This is a genomic window from Corticimicrobacter sp., from assembly GCF_040137905.1.
GTDB lineage: Bacteria > Pseudomonadota > Gammaproteobacteria > Burkholderiales > Burkholderiaceae_B > Corticimicrobacter.
The window spans coordinates 1-16,912 of record NZ_JBEFDG010000002.1 but is presented as its reverse complement, the minus strand read 5'-3'; the positions used below and the strand labels follow the sequence as shown (position 1 = coordinate 16,912).

The following is a 16,912-nucleotide window of genomic DNA, read 5'->3' as shown; positions in this document are numbered from 1 at the left end:
GCAACGCTCGGCCAATGCCGCCCAGGAGATCAGGACGCTGATCAATGCCTCCCAGCAGGAAGTGGATCAGGGCAGTGCCTGCATCGAGGGGGTGGGCAACACCATGGGGCAGGTTGTCAGTTCGATTCGCCAGGTAGCTGACCTGATCGTGGAAATCGATACGGCCAGCGGTGAACAGACGACCGGCATTACGCAGGTCAACCAGGCTGTGACGCAAATCGATGACATTACCCAGCAAAATGCCGCGCTGGTCGAGCAGGCTGCTGCGGCTGCGACCAATCTGCGTGACCAGACGCATGCGCTGGCGGAGGCTGTCGTAGCCTTCAGGCTGGACCGTGATGAGGTCGGGGGTAAGTTGCGGTTGCTCAAGCCATGATGCAGTAGTGTGGGTGGACGCGATAAAAGTCATTCGCACTGGCATCACAAAATATTACATTTGCCTGCAATTGTCATGAGCGGCCGGGCCGCACGGGAGTTGCAGGTATGTCAGCTTTATTGCGGAACTGGCCGTTGTGGGCCAAATTCGGTTTGATCGGCTTGTTGAGCATGGTGATGTTCTCCATACCGACAGCCCTTTATCTGTACAGCACGAATACTGTCATCCAGAAGCAGCAGCTTGCCTGGGAAGGTATGGAGCCTAGCAGCAGGTTGCTGGCAGTCGTGCAAAATGTGCAGCAACATCGCGCCCTGGCGGCGGCGGCACTCAGCGGCGAACATAGTGTGGATGCACAACGCCGCCAACTGGCCGCTGGCATCGGGCAGTCCATGCAGCAGTTTGCACAGACGCTGGCGGCGGCTGATCGGACTGCCAGCCTGCAAGACGATATGGAAACGATCCTGGCATCCTGGCTGCAACTGCAATCCCAGGTGGATCAGGCCGGGATCAACGCGGTCCAGAGTTCCGACCGGCATGCTGCGCAAATCGACTCGCTGCTCGATATGGAGGATCGGATACTGGATCTCTATGGTCTGAGCACCGAGGATGATCTGGTCACGGCTTCCTTGGTGAAAGGTGCCCTGATGTCATTGCCGCACTTGACCGAAGCGCTGGGGCAGGTTCGGGCCAACGGTGTGCCGCTGTTGGTGCAAGGGGCCGCATCAGCACAGGAGCGCTTGCGTCTGGCCGCACTGGTGCAGCGTGCCGCGGAGCACCTGGCGCAGACGCAGCGTGCCTTTGGCAAGGCCTATGCGAACAACGAGGCCATCAGGCAGGCGCTGGCAGGGCAGACCCAGGCAGCCGCCAGGCAGGCAGAAGAGGCGTTGTCGATGGTGCAGGCACAGGTGCTGGACGTTGCCGCGCTGACCGCGCCTGTCGGTCCGTATATCGACACCATGACGCGCGCCATCGATGCGCAATTCGCTTCTGTCGATGACGTGCTGGAAGGGCTGGAACGGCTGCTTTTCGATAGAGTGACCGATCTCCAGCGCAACGAGGCAATCCTGCTGGCCATTCTGGGCCTTCTGCTGGTGTCGGTTGCCTGGGTCAGTCTTTTGATCAGCCGCTCGGTCACGCGCCCGATTGCCGCTTCGGTGGAAATGGCCCGTCGTGTTGCTGCGTGTGATCTGACGCTGCGCGCCGATGTGGTCGGGCGCGATGAGTCGGCCCAGCTCCTGGCTGCGCTCAATGACATGAGCGCGAGCCTGGCCAATGTCGTGGGGCAGGTGCGTGGTGGTATCGAGCATATCAACCATGCAGCGACCGAAATCGCTCATGGCAATATGGATCTGTCGGGAAGAACGGAGTCGCAGGCGTCCAGTCTGGAAGAAACGGCGGCGTCGATCGAGCAATTGACGGCCACTGTGCAGCAGAACGCCGGACATGCCCGACGGGCCAGCGAACTGGCGGTAGCTGCCGCCGGAATGGCGGATCATAGCGGCACGGAGGTGCAGCAGGCCATTGTGCTGATGCAGGGTATCCGCAATACATCGCGGCGTATGGTGGATATCATTGGTGTGATTGAAGGCATTGCATTCCAGACGAATATCCTGGCGCTCAATGCTTCGGTCGAATCGGCCCGGGCGGGTGAGCAGGGGCGTGGTTTTGCCGTGGTTGCTGCCGAGGTGCGGACGCTGGCCCAACGCTCCGCTGATGCCGCCAAGGAAATCAAAACCCTGATCGGGTCTTCTCAACATGAGGTCGATGCCGGCAGCACATGCATCGAAGGCGTTGGCGTGGCCATGGATCGCGTGGTTGGCTCCATCCGGGAGGTTGCCAACCTGATCGTTGAAATCGATACGGCCAGCAGTGAACAGACACTGGGTATTTCCCAGGTCAACCAGGCTGTGGCCCAGATCGATGACATTACCCAGCAGAATGCTGCCCTGGTTGAACAGGCTGCGGCGGCGGCCGGCAACATGCGCGACCAGACGGGCATGCTTGCCCAGTCCGTCGCCGCGTTCAGGCTGTAGCGATATTCAGCGGCAGGCTTGTTATCGCAGGAAGGCGTCGTAGGCCGTGCGCATGATCAGCAGCGACACGACGCCGATGAAGATCCAGCGCACGAAGCCGGCACCATAGCGCAGTGCCATATAGGTGCCCAGGAAGCTGCCGACCAGGTTGGCGGCTGCCAGCGGCAGCATCAGGTGCCACCAGATATAGCCCTTGAAGCCGAGCAGGATGATGGTGGCCAGGTTGGTGGCAATGTTGAGCAGCTTGGCGTTGGCCGAGGCGTTGAGGAAATCGTAGCCAAGCAGCCGTACCAGGGCGAATACGAAAAAGCTGCCGGTGCCTGGGCCAAAGAAACCGTCGTAGAAACCGATCAGCAGGCCGATGGCGCAGCCCAGCACCAGGCTGCGGGCGGCCGACTGCAGGGGCTTGTGGACTTGTCCCATGTCCTTGCGGGCCAGCGTATAGAGCAGTACGGCCAGCAGGATGAAGGGCAGCAGCTTGCGCATGAAGTCGGCCGAGACCATGGTGACCACCCATGAGCCGAAGAGCGATCCCAGGAAGGCGGCGGTCAGTGCTGGCCACAGCGTGGGCCAGTCGAATTCGACGCGCCGTGCGTAGCGCCATGCCGAGAGTGCCGTTCCCCATATGGAGCCTGTCTTGTTGGTGCCGAACAGTGTGGCAGGGGCCGTGGTCGGGAAGACGGCGAAGAGGGCCGGTACCAGAATCAGTCCGCCGCCGCCCACGATGGCGTCGACGAAACCGGCAAACAGGGAAGCAACGGAAATGACGAGCCATTCCATGATGGCGTAATCCTTGGATGCCGCCAGCGTGGCATGGAGGGTGATACGGTGCGGGACGGGCCGGCCACCGTCACGGAAAGGGAAGGATTTTACTGCGTTTGTCGCCGCCGGGACGGACTTGCCGGGCAGGTGATCGACACTGCGTTCTTAACCTCAATCCTGGCAGGGAATAGTGTCAGGGGGGACGGGGCGCTCTGCTACACTTTTCCCCTTTTGGCATGTCGGAAAAGGATCATCATGGACGCTGCGGAGTGGCGCAATAAAAAGGGCTGTCTGTGGCTGATGCTGGGGGGCCTGGCCTTCATGGGGCTGGTGTTCGGCATCATCATCTATGTGATTTCCCGTCCTCAGACCGCCGAGGTCGAGGCGCAGGAGTGGCAGGCGATCCTGGTGTGTCGCCAGCAATTGTCGCGCCCCGATATCACGCCACAGCGCCGCGAGTTCCTGGGGGCCAGTTGCCGCGAGATGGAAAAACAATTCAGGTTCAAGTTCCCCAATGCAACACAATAGGATTACGCCTTCGCGTCGCGCCCTGGTGATTGCCATCGTGGTGGTGGTGATCGTGCTGACCGCCAGCAGCCTGTTTCTCTGGAAACGGACCGGCGTATCCAACCTGCGCGAGTTCAGTACCGAGCAGGTGGTGATTTTCGAGGGCGAGGGATTGAGCCTGCCTGCGGCCATCAGCGGGCCCGGCAATATCCGCATCGTGCATTTCTGGGATCCGGGTTGCCGCAGCTGCAACAAGGAAACCGATGCCCATCTCAATTACCTGATCGGCATGTACCGTTCGGCCGGCATCGATTTCTACAGTGTGCAGAAGCCGGGCACGACAGGCGAGCTGGCCCCGTTCCTGCAGGGCAAGCTGACACCGCTGGAGACGATCCAGGGGATCGAGACACTGCCTGCCAGTCCTGCCATGGCCATATGGGATCGTGACGGCAACCTGGCCTATGCCGGTCCCTATAGCGAGGGGCTGATCTGCAATTCCAGCAATAGCTTCGTGGAGCCGATCATCGATGCGCTGATTGCCGGGCGCAAGGTGACTCCCAAGGGGTTCCTGGCCGTGGGGTGCTATTGCCCCTGGGGAGAAGGGCGTATGGTCGGATCCTGAAAAGCATCGGGGCGGCCATATAGCCGCCCCGATGATATCGTCTGATGACATGTATCCGGCTCAGCCCAGCGGAACCTCGAGGGCTGCATTGATGGGCGCGACCAGATTGCCGACCTGGGAATCGACCGACATCATGATACTCAGCACCATCACCATGGCAATCGAGTAGACGAACAGCTTGCGGGCCCAGACCCGGTCGTCCGGCGCACGGTAGCCGGAGATCGCCAGCCAGAGCCAGTAGCTGCCACTGGCGGCCACCACCACGAAATAGCTCGTGCCGGCGTAGCCGCTGATGGCCAGCATCAGTGTGGCTGCCACGAATGCCGCAACGTAGAAGACGATATGGTGCTTGGCGGTGGAGACACCCTTGCGCACCGGCAGCACCGGGATCGAGGCGGCCTGGTAGTCGTTGAAGCGGAAAATCGCGATGGCGTAGGAGTGGGGCATCTGCCACAGGCTGAAGATCAGCAGCAGGATCGCCGCGCCGGCATCGAACTCGTTGGTCACCGCGCAGTAGCCGACCACGGGCGGCGTGGCACCTGACAGGCTGCCGATCAGCGTGCCGTAGGTCGAATGGCGCTTCATGTAGAGACTGTACACGCCCACGTAGATCAGGAATCCGATCAGTACCAGTACCACGGGCAACAGGCTGGCTGTAGCCAGGTACAGCACAGCCACACCGGCCACACCCAGGACACAGGCATAGATCAGTGCGTTGCGCGGCGACACCAGGCCGCGCACCAGTTCGCGATTGCGGGTGCGCGACATCAGGCCGTCGATATCGCGGTCGATGTAGTTGTTGAAGACGCACCCGGACGCAATCACCAGCGATACGCCGAGCGCGGTCCAGAACCCGAGTGCCAGGTCGATGTCACCCTTGGAGGCCAGGAAGAACCCGCCGGCAACCGAAATCAGGTTGCCGACGACGATGCCCGGCTTGATGAGCTTCAGATAGCGTTTAAGCATTGCATCCGCGCATGTGCGTTCAGTGAATCATCATGTTGTAGTGCATGTTCCAGATAATCCAGATCGAGAGCACGACAACGATGACGACAACGATGACGGTGAATATGAAACTCATCAGGTTCCAGCCGCTTTCCGAATGGCGGTTCATGTGCAGGAAGTACACCAGTTGAACCACGATCTGGATCACGGCGAACGCCACGATCAGCAACAGCGTGACAGGCTTGGGCAGCACACCGTACATCACCAGGCCAAACGGGATCAGCGTCAGGACCGCCGACAGGATGAAGCCGACAATATACGACTTGGTCGAGCCGTGGCTCTCGCCGGCGGGGGTGGTATGTTCGTGCGACATGATTACAGCACTCCCATCAGGTAGACAACAGTGAACACGCAGATCCAGACCACGTCCAGGAAGTGCCAGAAGATGCTCAGGCAGTTCAGGCGGGTCTGGTTCGAGGCGGTCAGGCCGCGGCTCGATACCTGATGAATCATGACGGCCATCCAGATCAGGCCGCTGAAAACGTGTGCGCCGTGGGTGCCGACCAGCGTGAAGAAGGCTGACAGGTAGGCGCTGCGGCTCGGGCCGTTGCCGTTCTCGATCAGATGATGGAACTCATACAGCTCCATGCTGATGAAGGTAGCCCCCAGCAGGAAAGTGACGCAAAGCCACTTGAGGACGCCGGAGCGATCGCCCCGGTGCATCGCCAGCATTGCGAAACCGTAGGTAATGCTCGAGAAGAGCAGCACGAAGGTTTCGGTCAGCACGAAGGGCAGTTGCTGGCCGAACAGCTCGGCGCTGGTCGGGCCGCCTGCGAAGGCGTTGCTCAGTACCGCGAAGACCGCGAAGATCGAGCCGAACAGGACGCAGTCCGACATCAGGTAGATCCAGAAACCGAAGACGGAGGTGGATCCCGAGTCGTGGTGCTCGTGGTCGTGGCCGTGCTCCTGCCCGGAGGCAGGAGTAGCGGCAGAGTGATGTAGGGTTTGGCTTGACATGTCTCTTACGCCTGGGTTGCTTGGGCTTGGATATGCTGGTTCTCGATACGCGCGACCTCATCGGACGGCACGTAATAGTCCACGTCCTGGTCATAGGTGCGTACGATGTAGGCCACGATCGCACCGACGAACGAGGCACCGACCAGCCACCAGATGTGCCAGATCAGGGCGAAGCACATCACGGTCAGCAGCATCGAGACCACGAACGGATTGCCCGTGTTGCGCGGCATGTGGATCGGTGCGTAGTGGCTGGGGGCTGGCGGCAGGCCACGCTGCTTGGCTTCGTAGAACGCATCGATGGAGTCCACCTTGGGCAGCACGGCGAAGTTGTAGAACGGCGGCGGCGAGGAGGTGGACCACTCCAGCGTGCGGCCGTTCCACGGATCGCCCGTGACGTCCATATTCTGCTTGCGGTCGCGAATGCTGACGTAGAGCTGCAGGATGAAGAAGCCGATGCCTGCCAGGATGAACAGTGCGCCCACCCAGGCCACGACCAGGTACGGGACCCAGGCTGGATTGTCGTAGCTGTTCAGGCGGCGGGTCATGCCCATGAAGCCGAGCATGTACAGCGGCATGAAGGCCATGTAGAAGCCGATGATCCAGCACCAGAAAGAGTAGCGGCCCAGGCGCTCATTGAGCTTGAAGCCGAATGCCTTGGGGAACCAGAAGGTGATGCCGGCCAGATAGCCGAACACAGCGCCGCCGATGATGGTGTTGTGGAAGTGGGCGACCAGGAACAGGCTGTTGTGCAGCAGGAAGTCGGCACCCGGCACAGCCAGCAGCACGCCAGTCATGCCGCCGATGGTGAAGGTGACCAGGAAGCCTATGGTCCAGAGCATGGGCGTCTTGAATTCGACGCGGCCCTGGTACATGGTGAACAGCCAGGTGAAGATCTTCACGCCGGTCGGGATGGCGATGATCATCGTCATGATGCCAAAGAAGGCGTTGACGTTGGCCCCCGAACCCATGGTGAAGAAGTGGTGCAGCCAGACGATGAATGACAGGATACCGATGGCCACGGTGGCGCCGACCATGGATTTGTAGCCGAACAGCTTCTTGCGGGCAAAGGTCGAGACGACTTCCGAGAACACACCGAAGGCCGGCAGCACCAGGATGTAGACCTCGGGGTGGCCCCAGGCCCAGAACAGGTTCACGTACATCATGGCGTTGCCGCCCATGCCAGCCGTGAAGAAATTCATGTCGAGGTAGCGGTCCAGCGTCAGCATGCCGAGCGCGACCGTCAGGATCGGGAAGGCGGCGATGATGATCACGCAGGTGACCAGTGTGGTCCAGGTGAAGATGGGCATCTTCATCAGGGTCATGCCCGGCGTGCGCATCTTGAGGATGGTCACGAACAGGTTGACACCGGTCAGCAGGGTGCCCAGGCCGGATAGCTGCAATGACCAGATGTAGTAGTCCATCCCGACACTGGGGCTGAGGTCGATTCCAGATAGTGGCGGATAGGCGACCCAACCCGCTTGGGCGAACTCACCCACGCCCAGCGACAGCATCACCAGGACGACACCGCCCACGAACAGCCAGAAGCTGAGCGCATTGAGGTAGGGGAACGCCACATCGCGTGCACCGATCTGCAGCGGCATGACGATGTTCATCAGGCCCGTCACCAGCGGCGTGGCGACGAAGAAGATCATGATGACGCCGTGCGCCGAGAATATCTGGTCATAGTGGTGCGGGGGCAGGAAGCCGTCGCTGCCGCCGTGGGCCAGCATCAGTTGCGTGCGCATCATGATGGCGTCGGCAAAGCCGCGCACCAGCATGATGATGGCCACGATGATGTACATGATCCCGATGCGTTTGTGGTCGACCGTGGTAAACCACTCCTTCCACAGCCAGGTCCATTTCTTGAAATAGGTGATGCCGCCGACGACGGCGATACCGCCCAGCACGATGGCGATCAGCGTAACGATGATGATCGGGTCGTGAAGGGGGATGGCATCCAGGGTTAGCTTGCCGAACATGGTTGATTACTCCTCCGTACCGGACTGGGGGGCGTCGCCGATGTCCAGGCGGTCCCGGGTGTTGGCACCCACGCCGATGAACTGGTCGATGACTTGCTTGAACAGGCCGGGCTGCACATTGCCGTAATAGGTCACGGGGTGGTCCTTGCTCGGCTGTGCGAGCTGCTTGTAGCCTTCGAAGTCCAGGCTTTGCTCGCTGGCCTTGACCTTCTGGACCCACTCTTCGAAACCGGCGTCGCTCAGGGCGTGCGCCTTGAATTTCATGCCCGAGAAGCCACTGCCGCTGTAGTTGCTGGAAATGCCATCGTAGACACCTGCTTCATTGGCGATCAGGTGCAGTTGGGTGCGCATTCCTGCCATGGCGTAGATCTGACCGCCCAGTTGGGGGATGAAGAACGAGTTCATCGGCCCGTTGGAGGTGATGTTGAAGGCAATCGGCGTGTTGTCCGGGAAGGCGATCTCGTTGACCGTGGCGATGCCTTGCTCAGGGTAGACGAACACCCACTTCCAGTCTGTCGCGATCACGTCGATGACGACGGGCTGGCGATCGGACTCGAGCGGCTTGAATGGGTCGAGCGCATGTGTGCTCTTCCAGACGATGATGGCCAGCGTGAAGATGATCAGCAGCGGGACGCCCCAGACCACGATCTCGACCTTGGTGGAGTGTGCCCAGTCAGGCGTGTATTTTGCATTCTTGTTGGATGCGCGGTATTTCCAGGCAAATACGAAGGTCAGCAAAATGGCTGGGATCACGACGATCAGCATCAGGCCGACGGCAGTAATGATCAGGTCGCGTTGGGCGATCCCGATCTCGCCTTTTGAATTGAAGAGCACCCAGTCCGAGCAGCCGCTCAGACCGGAAGCGATCAATAGCGCAAGTGCGCTTCGCCATAATGTCCGGCAGTGGTGTTTCATATGGAAAGATCCTGAGATATATAAACAATCGTTCGGAAACGCATTTGTTTTCATGCTCTTGCTGTGGCCGGCATGCATGCATGAATGTATGCAGCGACACGACATGCAAAAAGCCGCCATCAGGGATGAGCGGCGCGTGCAGGCACGACTATACAAAATATCGGCGGCTCATGAGAGGCACCGAAGTCACGACCCAATGTACGGAGAATGCAGGGATATGCCTTGGGCGGACTGGGGGACGCGTCGAACAGGAATGCCAGTCTGTGAAAAAAATCTTTTAAAACAAAGAGCTGCTTTGATCTAGATCAAATTTTTTTACAGACGGAAAAAGTGCGTAGAAGTCAATGATACACATCATCCAGCCTTTTTCTTGATATATTTTTTAGAAACCATATATTTCTATATATATCAGATGAGTGCTGCATGGGGGGTATCAGGACTGCCAGTGGCCGCTCAGAAGCAGTGGGGGCCTGGACTGGGCGCGCACCTGGGCGGAAACCGGCCAGGCATCCTGCCGCACGGACAGGCCGGCGTAGATGCAGTGTCCTTCGCCAGCCTGGAGCAGGCCGCCCGCTTCGATGCCTTCGCCGGCGCGAATGCTGCTGCCCGCCAGGATGTCGCCGCGCGCCAGTATGCCCCAGTGGGCATCGAGGTGGTCTGCGCAGCGGATATCCTGGCCAGCCATGATGCCGCGTCGGGCGTGGATGCCGGCACCGCCGATCACGTTGCCGCCGGCCTTGATGCTGCCATTGCATGACAGTGGGCCGCCGCTGTCGATATCTTCGCCGGCCTGCAGATTGCCTTCCGTCAGAAGTGCGCCGGCTACGCGTATGTCGCGGTGGGCCTTGATCTGTCCGCTGCAGTTCAGCGACTGGCCAATATCCAGGCTCCAGCCGGTATGCAGGTCGCCGGTGACATGCAGGCTGCCATCGCAGCGGATGCCGCCTTCGGCCCGGATGTCGCGGCCAGCGATGATGTTGCCTTGTGTGCGGATACTGCCCTGGGTATGGATTCCGCGGCCGGCTCGCACGATGGTGTCGACCTCGATGCCCTGGCGGATACGCAGTTCGCCGGCAAAGACGACGGCATTGGCTTCCAGGCTGTCGAGCGTGCGTACGGCGTCGATGGGGCCGAATTGGTCGAGCAGCCAGAGGGCGTCGTCGATGCGGTTTTCGGCGACGAGGTCGTCGAGCAATTGCTGGTATTCGCCCTGGCCGTTGCGATTGCGGATAAACCAGCGAAAGCCTGCGGCGCAGGGTTGCTTGGCCTTGACGAAGTTCTTGGTGAGTTGCATGGGGCTTCGGTGTCTCGTATGTGCGGGCACGGCAGCGGGGTCATGTCGTGTCGGATCGCTGCGGGCATGCGTTGCCTCGGCGCTGTGGCGTCGCGAAAGGGCAGGGCGCGGGTGTGATGCATCAGGGCTGGATGGTCTGATGCATCGTTGTCGGCATGGGGCGAAGGCGCGTGCGCGAACGATCAGCCCGGCTTGGCGCGGGCAACGAGAGAGCGAAAAGCCAGTTCCTGCAGGCTGAGCAGCCTGAAGCGGGTGTGGAGCACGACGCCGAAGGTAAAGCGTCCGCGTCCGGCGAAACGGTTTTGCAGAATGCGTCGCTGGTACGGAGTCCTGAGCGTGGGCATGGCGGGCGTCGGGTGTCGGGGAAGTCCGGCAAAGCGTCCGGCAGAAAAGCAACAAGGCGGCTGAAAGCCGCCTTGTGCGAGATAACCTGGTGGGCTGTGAGTGGCTCGAACACTCGACCTACGGATTAAGAGTCCGCTGCTCTACCAACTGAGCTAACAGCCCGATCTGCGTAGCTGCAATATGCGTTGCAGCTCGAGAAGGCGAAACTATACATGCTTTTTTAGCGCTGTGCAAATAATTTCGTCTTCTCTGCAAATTTTTATGCTTTCAGCCTCAATCCCGCAGTGCGATGACGGCCTCTATTTCCACGCGCATGCCAGAAGGCAGCGATACTGCACCGCTGGCGATGCGCGCATGCCGGCCCCGCTCTCCGAACAGATCGAGAAAGAGTGTGGAGGCACCGTCCAGCACTTTGGCGTGCGCCGTGAAGTTTGCATCGCAATGCACCAGGCCGGCCAGCCGCACGATGCGTTCGATGCGACCCAGGTCGCCTGCGCAGGCGTGTGCCGCCTGCGCCAGGACATTGAGGGCGCAGATGCTGGCCGCCTCCTGGCTGGAAGACAGGTCGGCACTGTCGGCAGGACCTGTATGGAGCAGTGTGCCGTTCAGGCGGGGACCTTGTCCTGCCACGAAAAGGAGATTGCCGTTGCGGACGTAGGGAACATAGGCCCCCTGGGGAATCGTGGCATCCGGCAGCGACAGCCCGAGTTCGGCCAGCCGCTGGCGCAGGCGTTCGTTCTCTGAAGGCTGGCTCATTTGATCTGCCTCCAGTCGCCCTGGTCACCCTTCCAGTTGATGGTGTGGCCGAGGGTGCGCAGTACGGTGGCGCGCAAGGTATGCACCAGGCCGACCCATTCATCGACATGGATGCCATCGACGGCGGGTTCCGGTGCCATGAACATGCCGTCCACGCCGCCATTGCCCACGCACAGTTCGATGCTGCGGCGTTCCAGTTCGGCATCATGGAATACGGTGGGGTTTTCGAGCAGGGCGGTCAGTGCGGCAATCAGGCCGGTGGCTCCCCAGTTCGATACGTTGGAGATGACCAGATGATCGGCGGCATTGGCCGCCGCTACGCCGCCGCGACCCGGAATGCCGCAGTCGCGGGCCTTGGGCGAGAAGGTGGGCAGGTCCTGGGCGATCACGCCCATGCCAAGCTCATTGCCACCATCACCGATGCCGATGGTGGGGATACCATGCTGCTTTGCCAGGTTGAACAGATAGTCGGCATCGCCCACCATGCCGTCCAGTGGGCGTCCGCCCAGGCCGTGATAGAGTCCGTTGGCGTTGGCACCTGGACGTTCGATGGAGATGACCAGGGCGGGCCGGCTGATTTCGATCAATTCGTGGGCTGCCGCATGGCAGCGCGTGTCGTCCTTCTCCAGCGAACGGATATAGACAGGCCGCAGGAAATCGATGCCGACGGCCTGTCCTGCGGCAGGCAGGTCGCGTGGTGAGAGGCCCGCGCCCATGCAGGTGGCGCGCATCATGGCATCCCAGTCATGGTCGATGGCGATGATGGAGTGAACGCCGAAGCCCAGGAACAGGGCGCGTGCCAGCAGGGCCGCACCGACCGGGCCATCGGTTTCGGGCACACCGCCACCCTCGGGAAAGCCGGTGATGATCAGCACGGGTCCTGGCTGGTCACGCAGGCGGGTGGCGATCACTTCCGCCGCGCCCATGCAGTTGAAGCCGGGCTGGCGTCGCTGCACGGCATCCCGGATATGGCGGATGGAGCCGACGCCGGTCAGGTCCAGGCTCATGAAGTCGTCGATGGTCTGTGCCACGCGCTGATAGGTGGCGCTGTCTTTGCTCAGCATGGTGAATTCCTCGTGTTGAAAATGGTGCAGCAAGGGGCGGGCTGCCCTCTGATGTTTGCAGGGGCGGAGTCAGGAGCCTCAGGGTTGCTGGATATAGGTTGCGAACTTGTCGGCATCGACATTGCCGCCGCTCAGGACGATGCCGATGGTCTTGTCGCGGATATCGAGCTTGCCGGCCAGCAGGGCGGCCAGTGGTGCGGCACCGCCCGGTTCGACGACCAGTCGCAGGTCTTCGTAGGCGATGCGGATGGCGTGGCGCACATCCTCGTCGCTGACGGTCAGCGCGCCCGCCAGCAGCATCTGGTTGATGGGGAAGGTGATTTCGCCAGGGGATTGCACTTGCAGTGCGTCGCAGATTGACTGGCGGCCCGCCGGATTGCCGACGCGCGTCCCGCCGGCCAGGGAGCGTGCCGTGTCGTCGAATTGCTCGGGCTCGACGCACCAGACTGCGGTGTTGGGCGAAAGTGCGTGGATGGCAGTGGCAAAACCGGCGGCCAGGCCGCCGCCACTGCAACTGACCAGTGCTGCATCAAGCGTGGCCTCCAGTGCCGTGGCCTGCTGTATCAGTTCGATGCCCAGTGTGCCCTGGCCGGCGATGACATGCGGATCGTCGTAGGGGGGCACGATGACTGCGCCGGTGCGCTCGGCGATTTCGGTGCCGATGGCTTCGCGGTTTTCGGTTTTGCGGTCGTACAGGCGCACAGTGGCACCGAGCTTGCGGGCCCCCTCGATCTTGGCGACGGGAGCATCGGAAGGCATGAGGATCGTGGCCTGGATGCCCAGCCGGGCACCGACCGAGGAGACGGCCAGCGCATGGTTGCCGGATGACCAGGCAACGATGCCGGCTTCGCGCTGGGCGGGCGTGAACTGGACGACGCGGTTGTAGGCACCACGAAACTTGAACGATCCGGTGTGCTGCAGGACTTCGGGCTTGATCAGGACGCGGGCACCCAGGCGTTCGTTGAGTGCAACGTTTTCGATCAGTGAGGTATGCACCACACGGTTGCGCAGGCGTTGCGCAGCAGCCTCGACATCGGCAAAGGAAACGCTGGGGGCGTGTGTCGTTGTGTTCATGAGTATGCTTTCCGAAAAGAATGATGAGGAGAAAAGGAGGGGCGCGTGGCGGAGCAGGCCTCGCCGGCCGTGTTGCTGCCGGCGAGGCCGGTGATCAGCCCGAGAGCACACGGGGCAGGAACAGGGCCAGATCCGGAAAGGCCACCATCAGGCCGATCACCACCAGCAGGGCTGCCACGAAGGGCAGTGCGCCGATGATGACGTCACTCATGGGGCCCGATTTGCGCAGGCCTTGCACCACGAACAGGTTCAGGCCGACCGGCGGGGTGATCAGGGCCGTTTCGATCAGCAGCACGACCAGGATGCCGAACCAGATCGGGTCGTAGCCCAGTGCGATCACGATGGGGGTGACGATGGGGACGCTGGCGACCATCAGCGACAGGGTTTCCATGAACAGGCCCACCACCAGGTAGAACAGGATGATGAACAGCAACATCACTTCAGGTGCCACATCCATGTTCTGCACGAATGAAGCCACGGCACGGGTGACGCCGATGGAGCCCATGATGAAGTTCAGGAAATAGGCCCCGATGATGATGGCCAGCATCATGCCGGTCGTCAGGATGGTGCCCATCAGCGCCTGTTTCAGCATGGCCCAGGAGAGCCGCCCGGTCAGCGCGATGATCAGCATGGCACCCGTCACGCCCAGCGCGGCGGCCTCGGTCGGCGTGGCCAGCCCGGCGTAGATGAAGCCGACCACCAGCAGGAAGATGCCCAGCGGGAAGACCAGATCCTTGAGCGCGGCAAAGCGTTCGCGCCAGGTGGCATGCAGGCGCGCACCCCCCAGGGAAGGCTTGACCGCGCAGACGATCAGGATGGTCAGCGAGAACATCGCGGCCAGCAGGATACCGGGCACCAGCGCCGCCAGGTACAGCGCCGGGATCGACGAGTTGGTGAGGGCACCGTAGATCACCAGGTTGATGCTGGGCGGGATCAGGATGCCCAGGGTGCCGCCGGCAGCGATACTGCCCAGGAAGAGCTTCTCGTTGTAGCCGTATTTGCGGATCTGCGGGATGGCGACCGTACCGACCGTGGCTGCTGTCGCCACGCTGGAGCCGCTGGTGGCGGAGAAGGCGGCCGATGTGCCGATGTTGGAATGCATCAGCCCACCGGGCAGCCATGACAGCCACTTGGCCATGGCACCATACATGCCTTCGCCGATTCCCGAGCGCAGCAGCAGTTCACCCAGCAGCACGAAGAACGGGATCGATACCAGCAGTGGGTCATTGCCTGCGTTCCAGGCGATCTGGCCGATGCCCTGCAGGATGGGAAAGGGTGAGTAGGCTTCGGCCAGGGCGACGCCAAGCAGCCCGAGCACGGCAGCCACGGGGATGGAGAGCGCCAGCAGGACCAGCAGTCCGAGTGCGACGTTTGCAATCATGGTGATTCCTTTGCGTGGCGGGCCTGGCCGTCGCGGCTTGCCGCGTCCTCCAGTTCCTCGTGCACTTCTTCCAGCGTGCTGCGGTTCGAGATCAACTGGCGTGCGCCGTTCCAGTCACGTCGCAGCAGCCTGCCGAGTGCCTTGCAGAGCAGGATGGCGGCGATCAGGCAGAACAGCGCGAGCCCGGCCAGCCACAGGATCTGTGGGATGGCCAGCGGGGTGCCCAGCGGTGTCATCGACTTGGCATTGATGGTCAGGCTGCGATCGACCATGACCCAGCCATAGCGCAGCACCAGGCCGAAGAACGCCAGCATGGCCACGATCGACAGGACATCGAGTGTGAGCTGGACCGGTCGGGGCAGGATGGCATAGAGCGAATCGATGCGGATATGGCGGCGTGCCAGCAGCGTGGCCGACAGCGCCCAGGTGCTGGTGATCGCCAGGGCGTAGCCCGACAGTTCGTCGGCACCGTTGAAGCTCATGCCGAACAGGTTGCGGGCCATGATTTCCAGGGTGATGACGATGCTGGCAGCCAGGATCAGCAACCCGCAGGCCAGCGCGGCGGCATCACCTGCCTTGCCGCACAGGCGCATCAGGGGGGAGTGGTTGTCCATTTACCTGGCCTCGGCAGTGAGTCCCAGTTCCCGACCGACGGTGGCGTTCCATTCGTCGGTGCAGTCCTTGCCGCAGCGCTTGGCCCAGCCCGGCAGGACATGGTTCTGCAGGATATCGAGGCGGCGCTGGTTGTCGGTTTCGGACAGGGGGGTCAGCGTCATGCGTCCGGTGTGGCTGTCCGTGCAGTCCTGGCCGGTGGAGCAGCGCATGGCCTGCTCATCGCCGGCGGCTGCCATTTCGGCCAGCCGGGTTTCCATCTGGTGATATTGATCCTGCAGGAATACTTGTGCCTCGGACGGCAGGGCATTCCAGGCATCGAGGTTGGCACCCCAGAACATGGTGCTCCAGCCCGAGTTCAGCGGATACAGGGTTTTGGTGACGTCATACCATTTGGCCCGATAGCCCGAGATGGCACCGGTCACGCCACAGTCGGCCACGCCGCGCTGCAATGCCGGGACGGCTTCCACGAACGGGATTGTGACGCTGGAGCCCTGCACCCCGTTGACCAGATCGGTCAGCGAGGCGTTGAAGACGCGGATTTTCTTGCCCTTGAGCGAGTCGATGTCGTTGATCTGGTCGCGGCACCAGAAGACCTGCGCGCTCATCGGTGCCAGCCCGAGCAGTTTGACGTTGAAGCGTTCGGCCATGACACGCTCGAGCACAGGGCGGTAGGCGTCGATGGCTCGCATGGCTGTCGGTACGTCCAGTGTCAGGCCGGCCAGGTCGACGGCCTCGAAGCGCGGGTCGTCGCCTGCCATGTAGCTGATGGCCTGGGAGGCGAACTGGATGGCACCATTCTGCAGGAAGGAGAGGATTTCGGGGCCCTTGAGGCCGGCGACATCGTGCGGCAGGGCTTCGATGGTGATCTGTCCCCCGGAGGCCGCAGGAATCTGTTTGGCGTACCAGTCCTGTTCGAGGTCGGTCCAGAGGTTGAAGGTGCTGTTGGCACCGATGGCGCGCAACTGCAGTTCGGGCAGGGCTGCATCCTGGGCCTGGGCCTGGCCCAGTGACAATGCGGTGCCGAGCGCCAGCGCGTAACCGAGTTTCTTCATGGCAATCTCCTGTCAGGGCGGCACCGGCAAGGTCCGGGTGCCTGTTGCGTAAGGGGTGAGGAGATTGTCTGATCAGGATTTTTTTAAGACAAAGCGTGGTTTTTTATCGGGCTGATCCTTTTTTTTGATATGTCGTCAGAAAGGGCATGACCACGGCGCTGGCGAGCCAGCCCGT

18 protein-coding genes and 1 tRNA gene are annotated in these 16,912 nt (G+C 61.6%); 4 read left to right on the top strand and 15 right to left on the bottom strand.

Annotation, left to right across the window (positions count from 1 at the left end; all coding sequences use genetic code 11):
- Window positions 1-376, top strand: a 376-nt coding sequence (locus ABN482_RS00125; RefSeq protein WP_349502080.1) for a methyl-accepting chemotaxis protein, incomplete at its 5' end; no start/stop codon positions are given.
- 107 nt (window positions 377-483) lie between these two features.
- The gene (locus ABN482_RS00120; RefSeq protein WP_349502079.1) at window positions 484-2,409 is read left to right on the top strand and encodes a methyl-accepting chemotaxis protein; all 1,926 of its coding nucleotides are present in this window, start codon (window positions 484-486) and stop codon (window positions 2,407-2,409) included.
- A 21-nt stretch (window positions 2,410-2,430) separates the two neighbouring features.
- On the opposite strand, the gene ABN482_RS00115 is transcribed toward ABN482_RS00120, so the two are convergent.
- Window positions 2,431-3,189: a sulfite exporter TauE/SafE family protein gene (locus ABN482_RS00115; RefSeq protein WP_349502078.1), complete on the bottom strand. Its 759-nt coding sequence runs from the start codon at window positions 3,187-3,189 to the stop codon at window positions 2,431-2,433.
- A gap of 237 nt (window positions 3,190-3,426) precedes the next feature.
- Between ABN482_RS00115 and ABN482_RS00110 the strand changes: the two genes are divergently transcribed.
- Both ABN482_RS00110 and ABN482_RS00105 read left to right on the top strand, forming a co-directional pair.
- The gene (locus ABN482_RS00110) at window positions 3,427-3,699 is read left to right on the top strand and encodes a hypothetical protein (protein ID WP_349502077.1); all 273 of its coding nucleotides are present in this window, start codon (window positions 3,427-3,429) and stop codon (window positions 3,697-3,699) included.
- Window positions 3,686-4,300 (top strand): DUF6436 domain-containing protein, encoded by a 615-nt coding sequence (locus ABN482_RS00105; protein ID WP_349502076.1) that lies wholly within the window; start codon window positions 3,686-3,688, stop codon window positions 4,298-4,300. Before ABN482_RS00110 ends, ABN482_RS00105 begins: the two co-directional genes overlap by 14 nt.
- Before the next feature lie 60 nt (window positions 4,301-4,360).
- Here the strand turns inward: ABN482_RS00105 and cyoE are convergent, their stop codons facing one another.
- From cyoE to ABN482_RS00035, 14 genes are all read right to left on the bottom strand, one after another.
- Window positions 4,361-5,266, bottom strand: coding sequence for a heme o synthase (gene cyoE, locus ABN482_RS00100; protein WP_349502075.1), 906 nt, complete (start codon window positions 5,264-5,266; stop codon window positions 4,361-4,363).
- A 19-nt stretch (window positions 5,267-5,285) separates the two neighbouring features.
- A complete protein-coding gene (gene cyoD / locus ABN482_RS00095; protein ID WP_349502074.1) occupies window positions 5,286-5,618 on the bottom strand; it encodes a cytochrome o ubiquinol oxidase subunit IV in 333 nt (110 codons plus the stop codon).
- A gap of 2 nt (window positions 5,619-5,620) precedes the next feature.
- On the bottom strand, window positions 5,621-6,262 hold the full coding sequence (gene cyoC / locus ABN482_RS00090; RefSeq protein ID WP_349502073.1) for a cytochrome o ubiquinol oxidase subunit III: 642 nt from the start codon (window positions 6,260-6,262) through the stop codon (window positions 5,621-5,623).
- 5 nt (window positions 6,263-6,267) lie between these two features.
- Window positions 6,268-8,241, bottom strand: a complete 1,974-nt coding sequence (gene cyoB / locus ABN482_RS00085; protein WP_349502072.1) for a cytochrome o ubiquinol oxidase subunit I — start codon at window positions 8,239-8,241, stop codon at window positions 6,268-6,270.
- A gap of 6 nt (window positions 8,242-8,247) precedes the next feature.
- On the bottom strand, window positions 8,248-9,156 hold the full coding sequence (cyoA, locus tag ABN482_RS00080) for a ubiquinol oxidase subunit II (protein WP_349502071.1): 909 nt from the start codon (window positions 9,154-9,156) through the stop codon (window positions 8,248-8,250).
- A gap of 433 nt (window positions 9,157-9,589) precedes the next feature.
- The gene (locus ABN482_RS00075; protein ID WP_349502070.1) at window positions 9,590-10,450 is read right to left on the bottom strand and encodes a hypothetical protein; all 861 of its coding nucleotides are present in this window, start codon (window positions 10,448-10,450) and stop codon (window positions 9,590-9,592) included.
- 182 nt (window positions 10,451-10,632) lie between these two features.
- Entirely contained in the window at window positions 10,633-10,794 is a 162-nt protein-coding gene (locus tag ABN482_RS00070) for a hypothetical protein (protein WP_349502069.1), read from the bottom strand.
- 87 nt (window positions 10,795-10,881) lie between these two features.
- Window positions 10,882-10,957: transfer RNA gene (locus ABN482_RS00065), tRNA-Lys, on the bottom strand.
- Between the two features lie 111 nt (window positions 10,958-11,068).
- A complete protein-coding gene (locus tag ABN482_RS00060; protein WP_349502068.1) occupies window positions 11,069-11,551 on the bottom strand; it encodes a RidA family protein in 483 nt (160 codons plus the stop codon).
- Window positions 11,548-12,615, bottom strand: coding sequence for a DUF4392 domain-containing protein (locus ABN482_RS00055; RefSeq protein ID WP_349502067.1), 1,068 nt, complete (start codon window positions 12,613-12,615; stop codon window positions 11,548-11,550). Before ABN482_RS00055 ends, ABN482_RS00060 begins: the two co-directional genes overlap by 4 nt.
- A gap of 78 nt (window positions 12,616-12,693) precedes the next feature.
- A complete protein-coding gene (locus tag ABN482_RS00050; protein WP_349502066.1) occupies window positions 12,694-13,689 on the bottom strand; it encodes a threonine/serine dehydratase family protein in 996 nt (331 codons plus the stop codon).
- Window positions 13,690-13,783: 94 nt separating this feature from the next.
- Window positions 13,784-15,070, bottom strand: a complete 1,287-nt coding sequence (locus ABN482_RS00045) for a TRAP transporter large permease (RefSeq protein WP_349502065.1) — start codon at window positions 15,068-15,070, stop codon at window positions 13,784-13,786.
- Window positions 15,067-15,684 carry a TRAP transporter small permease subunit gene (locus ABN482_RS00040; protein ID WP_349502064.1) on the bottom strand — a complete coding sequence of 206 codons (618 nt, stop codon included), beginning with the start codon at window positions 15,682-15,684 and terminating at the stop codon, window positions 15,067-15,069. The genes ABN482_RS00045 and ABN482_RS00040 overlap by 4 nt, the downstream gene beginning before the upstream one ends.
- A complete protein-coding gene (locus tag ABN482_RS00035) occupies window positions 15,685-16,737 on the bottom strand; it encodes a TRAP transporter substrate-binding protein (protein WP_349502063.1) in 1,053 nt (350 codons plus the stop codon).
- Between the last annotated feature and the right edge of the window lie 175 nt (window positions 16,738-16,912).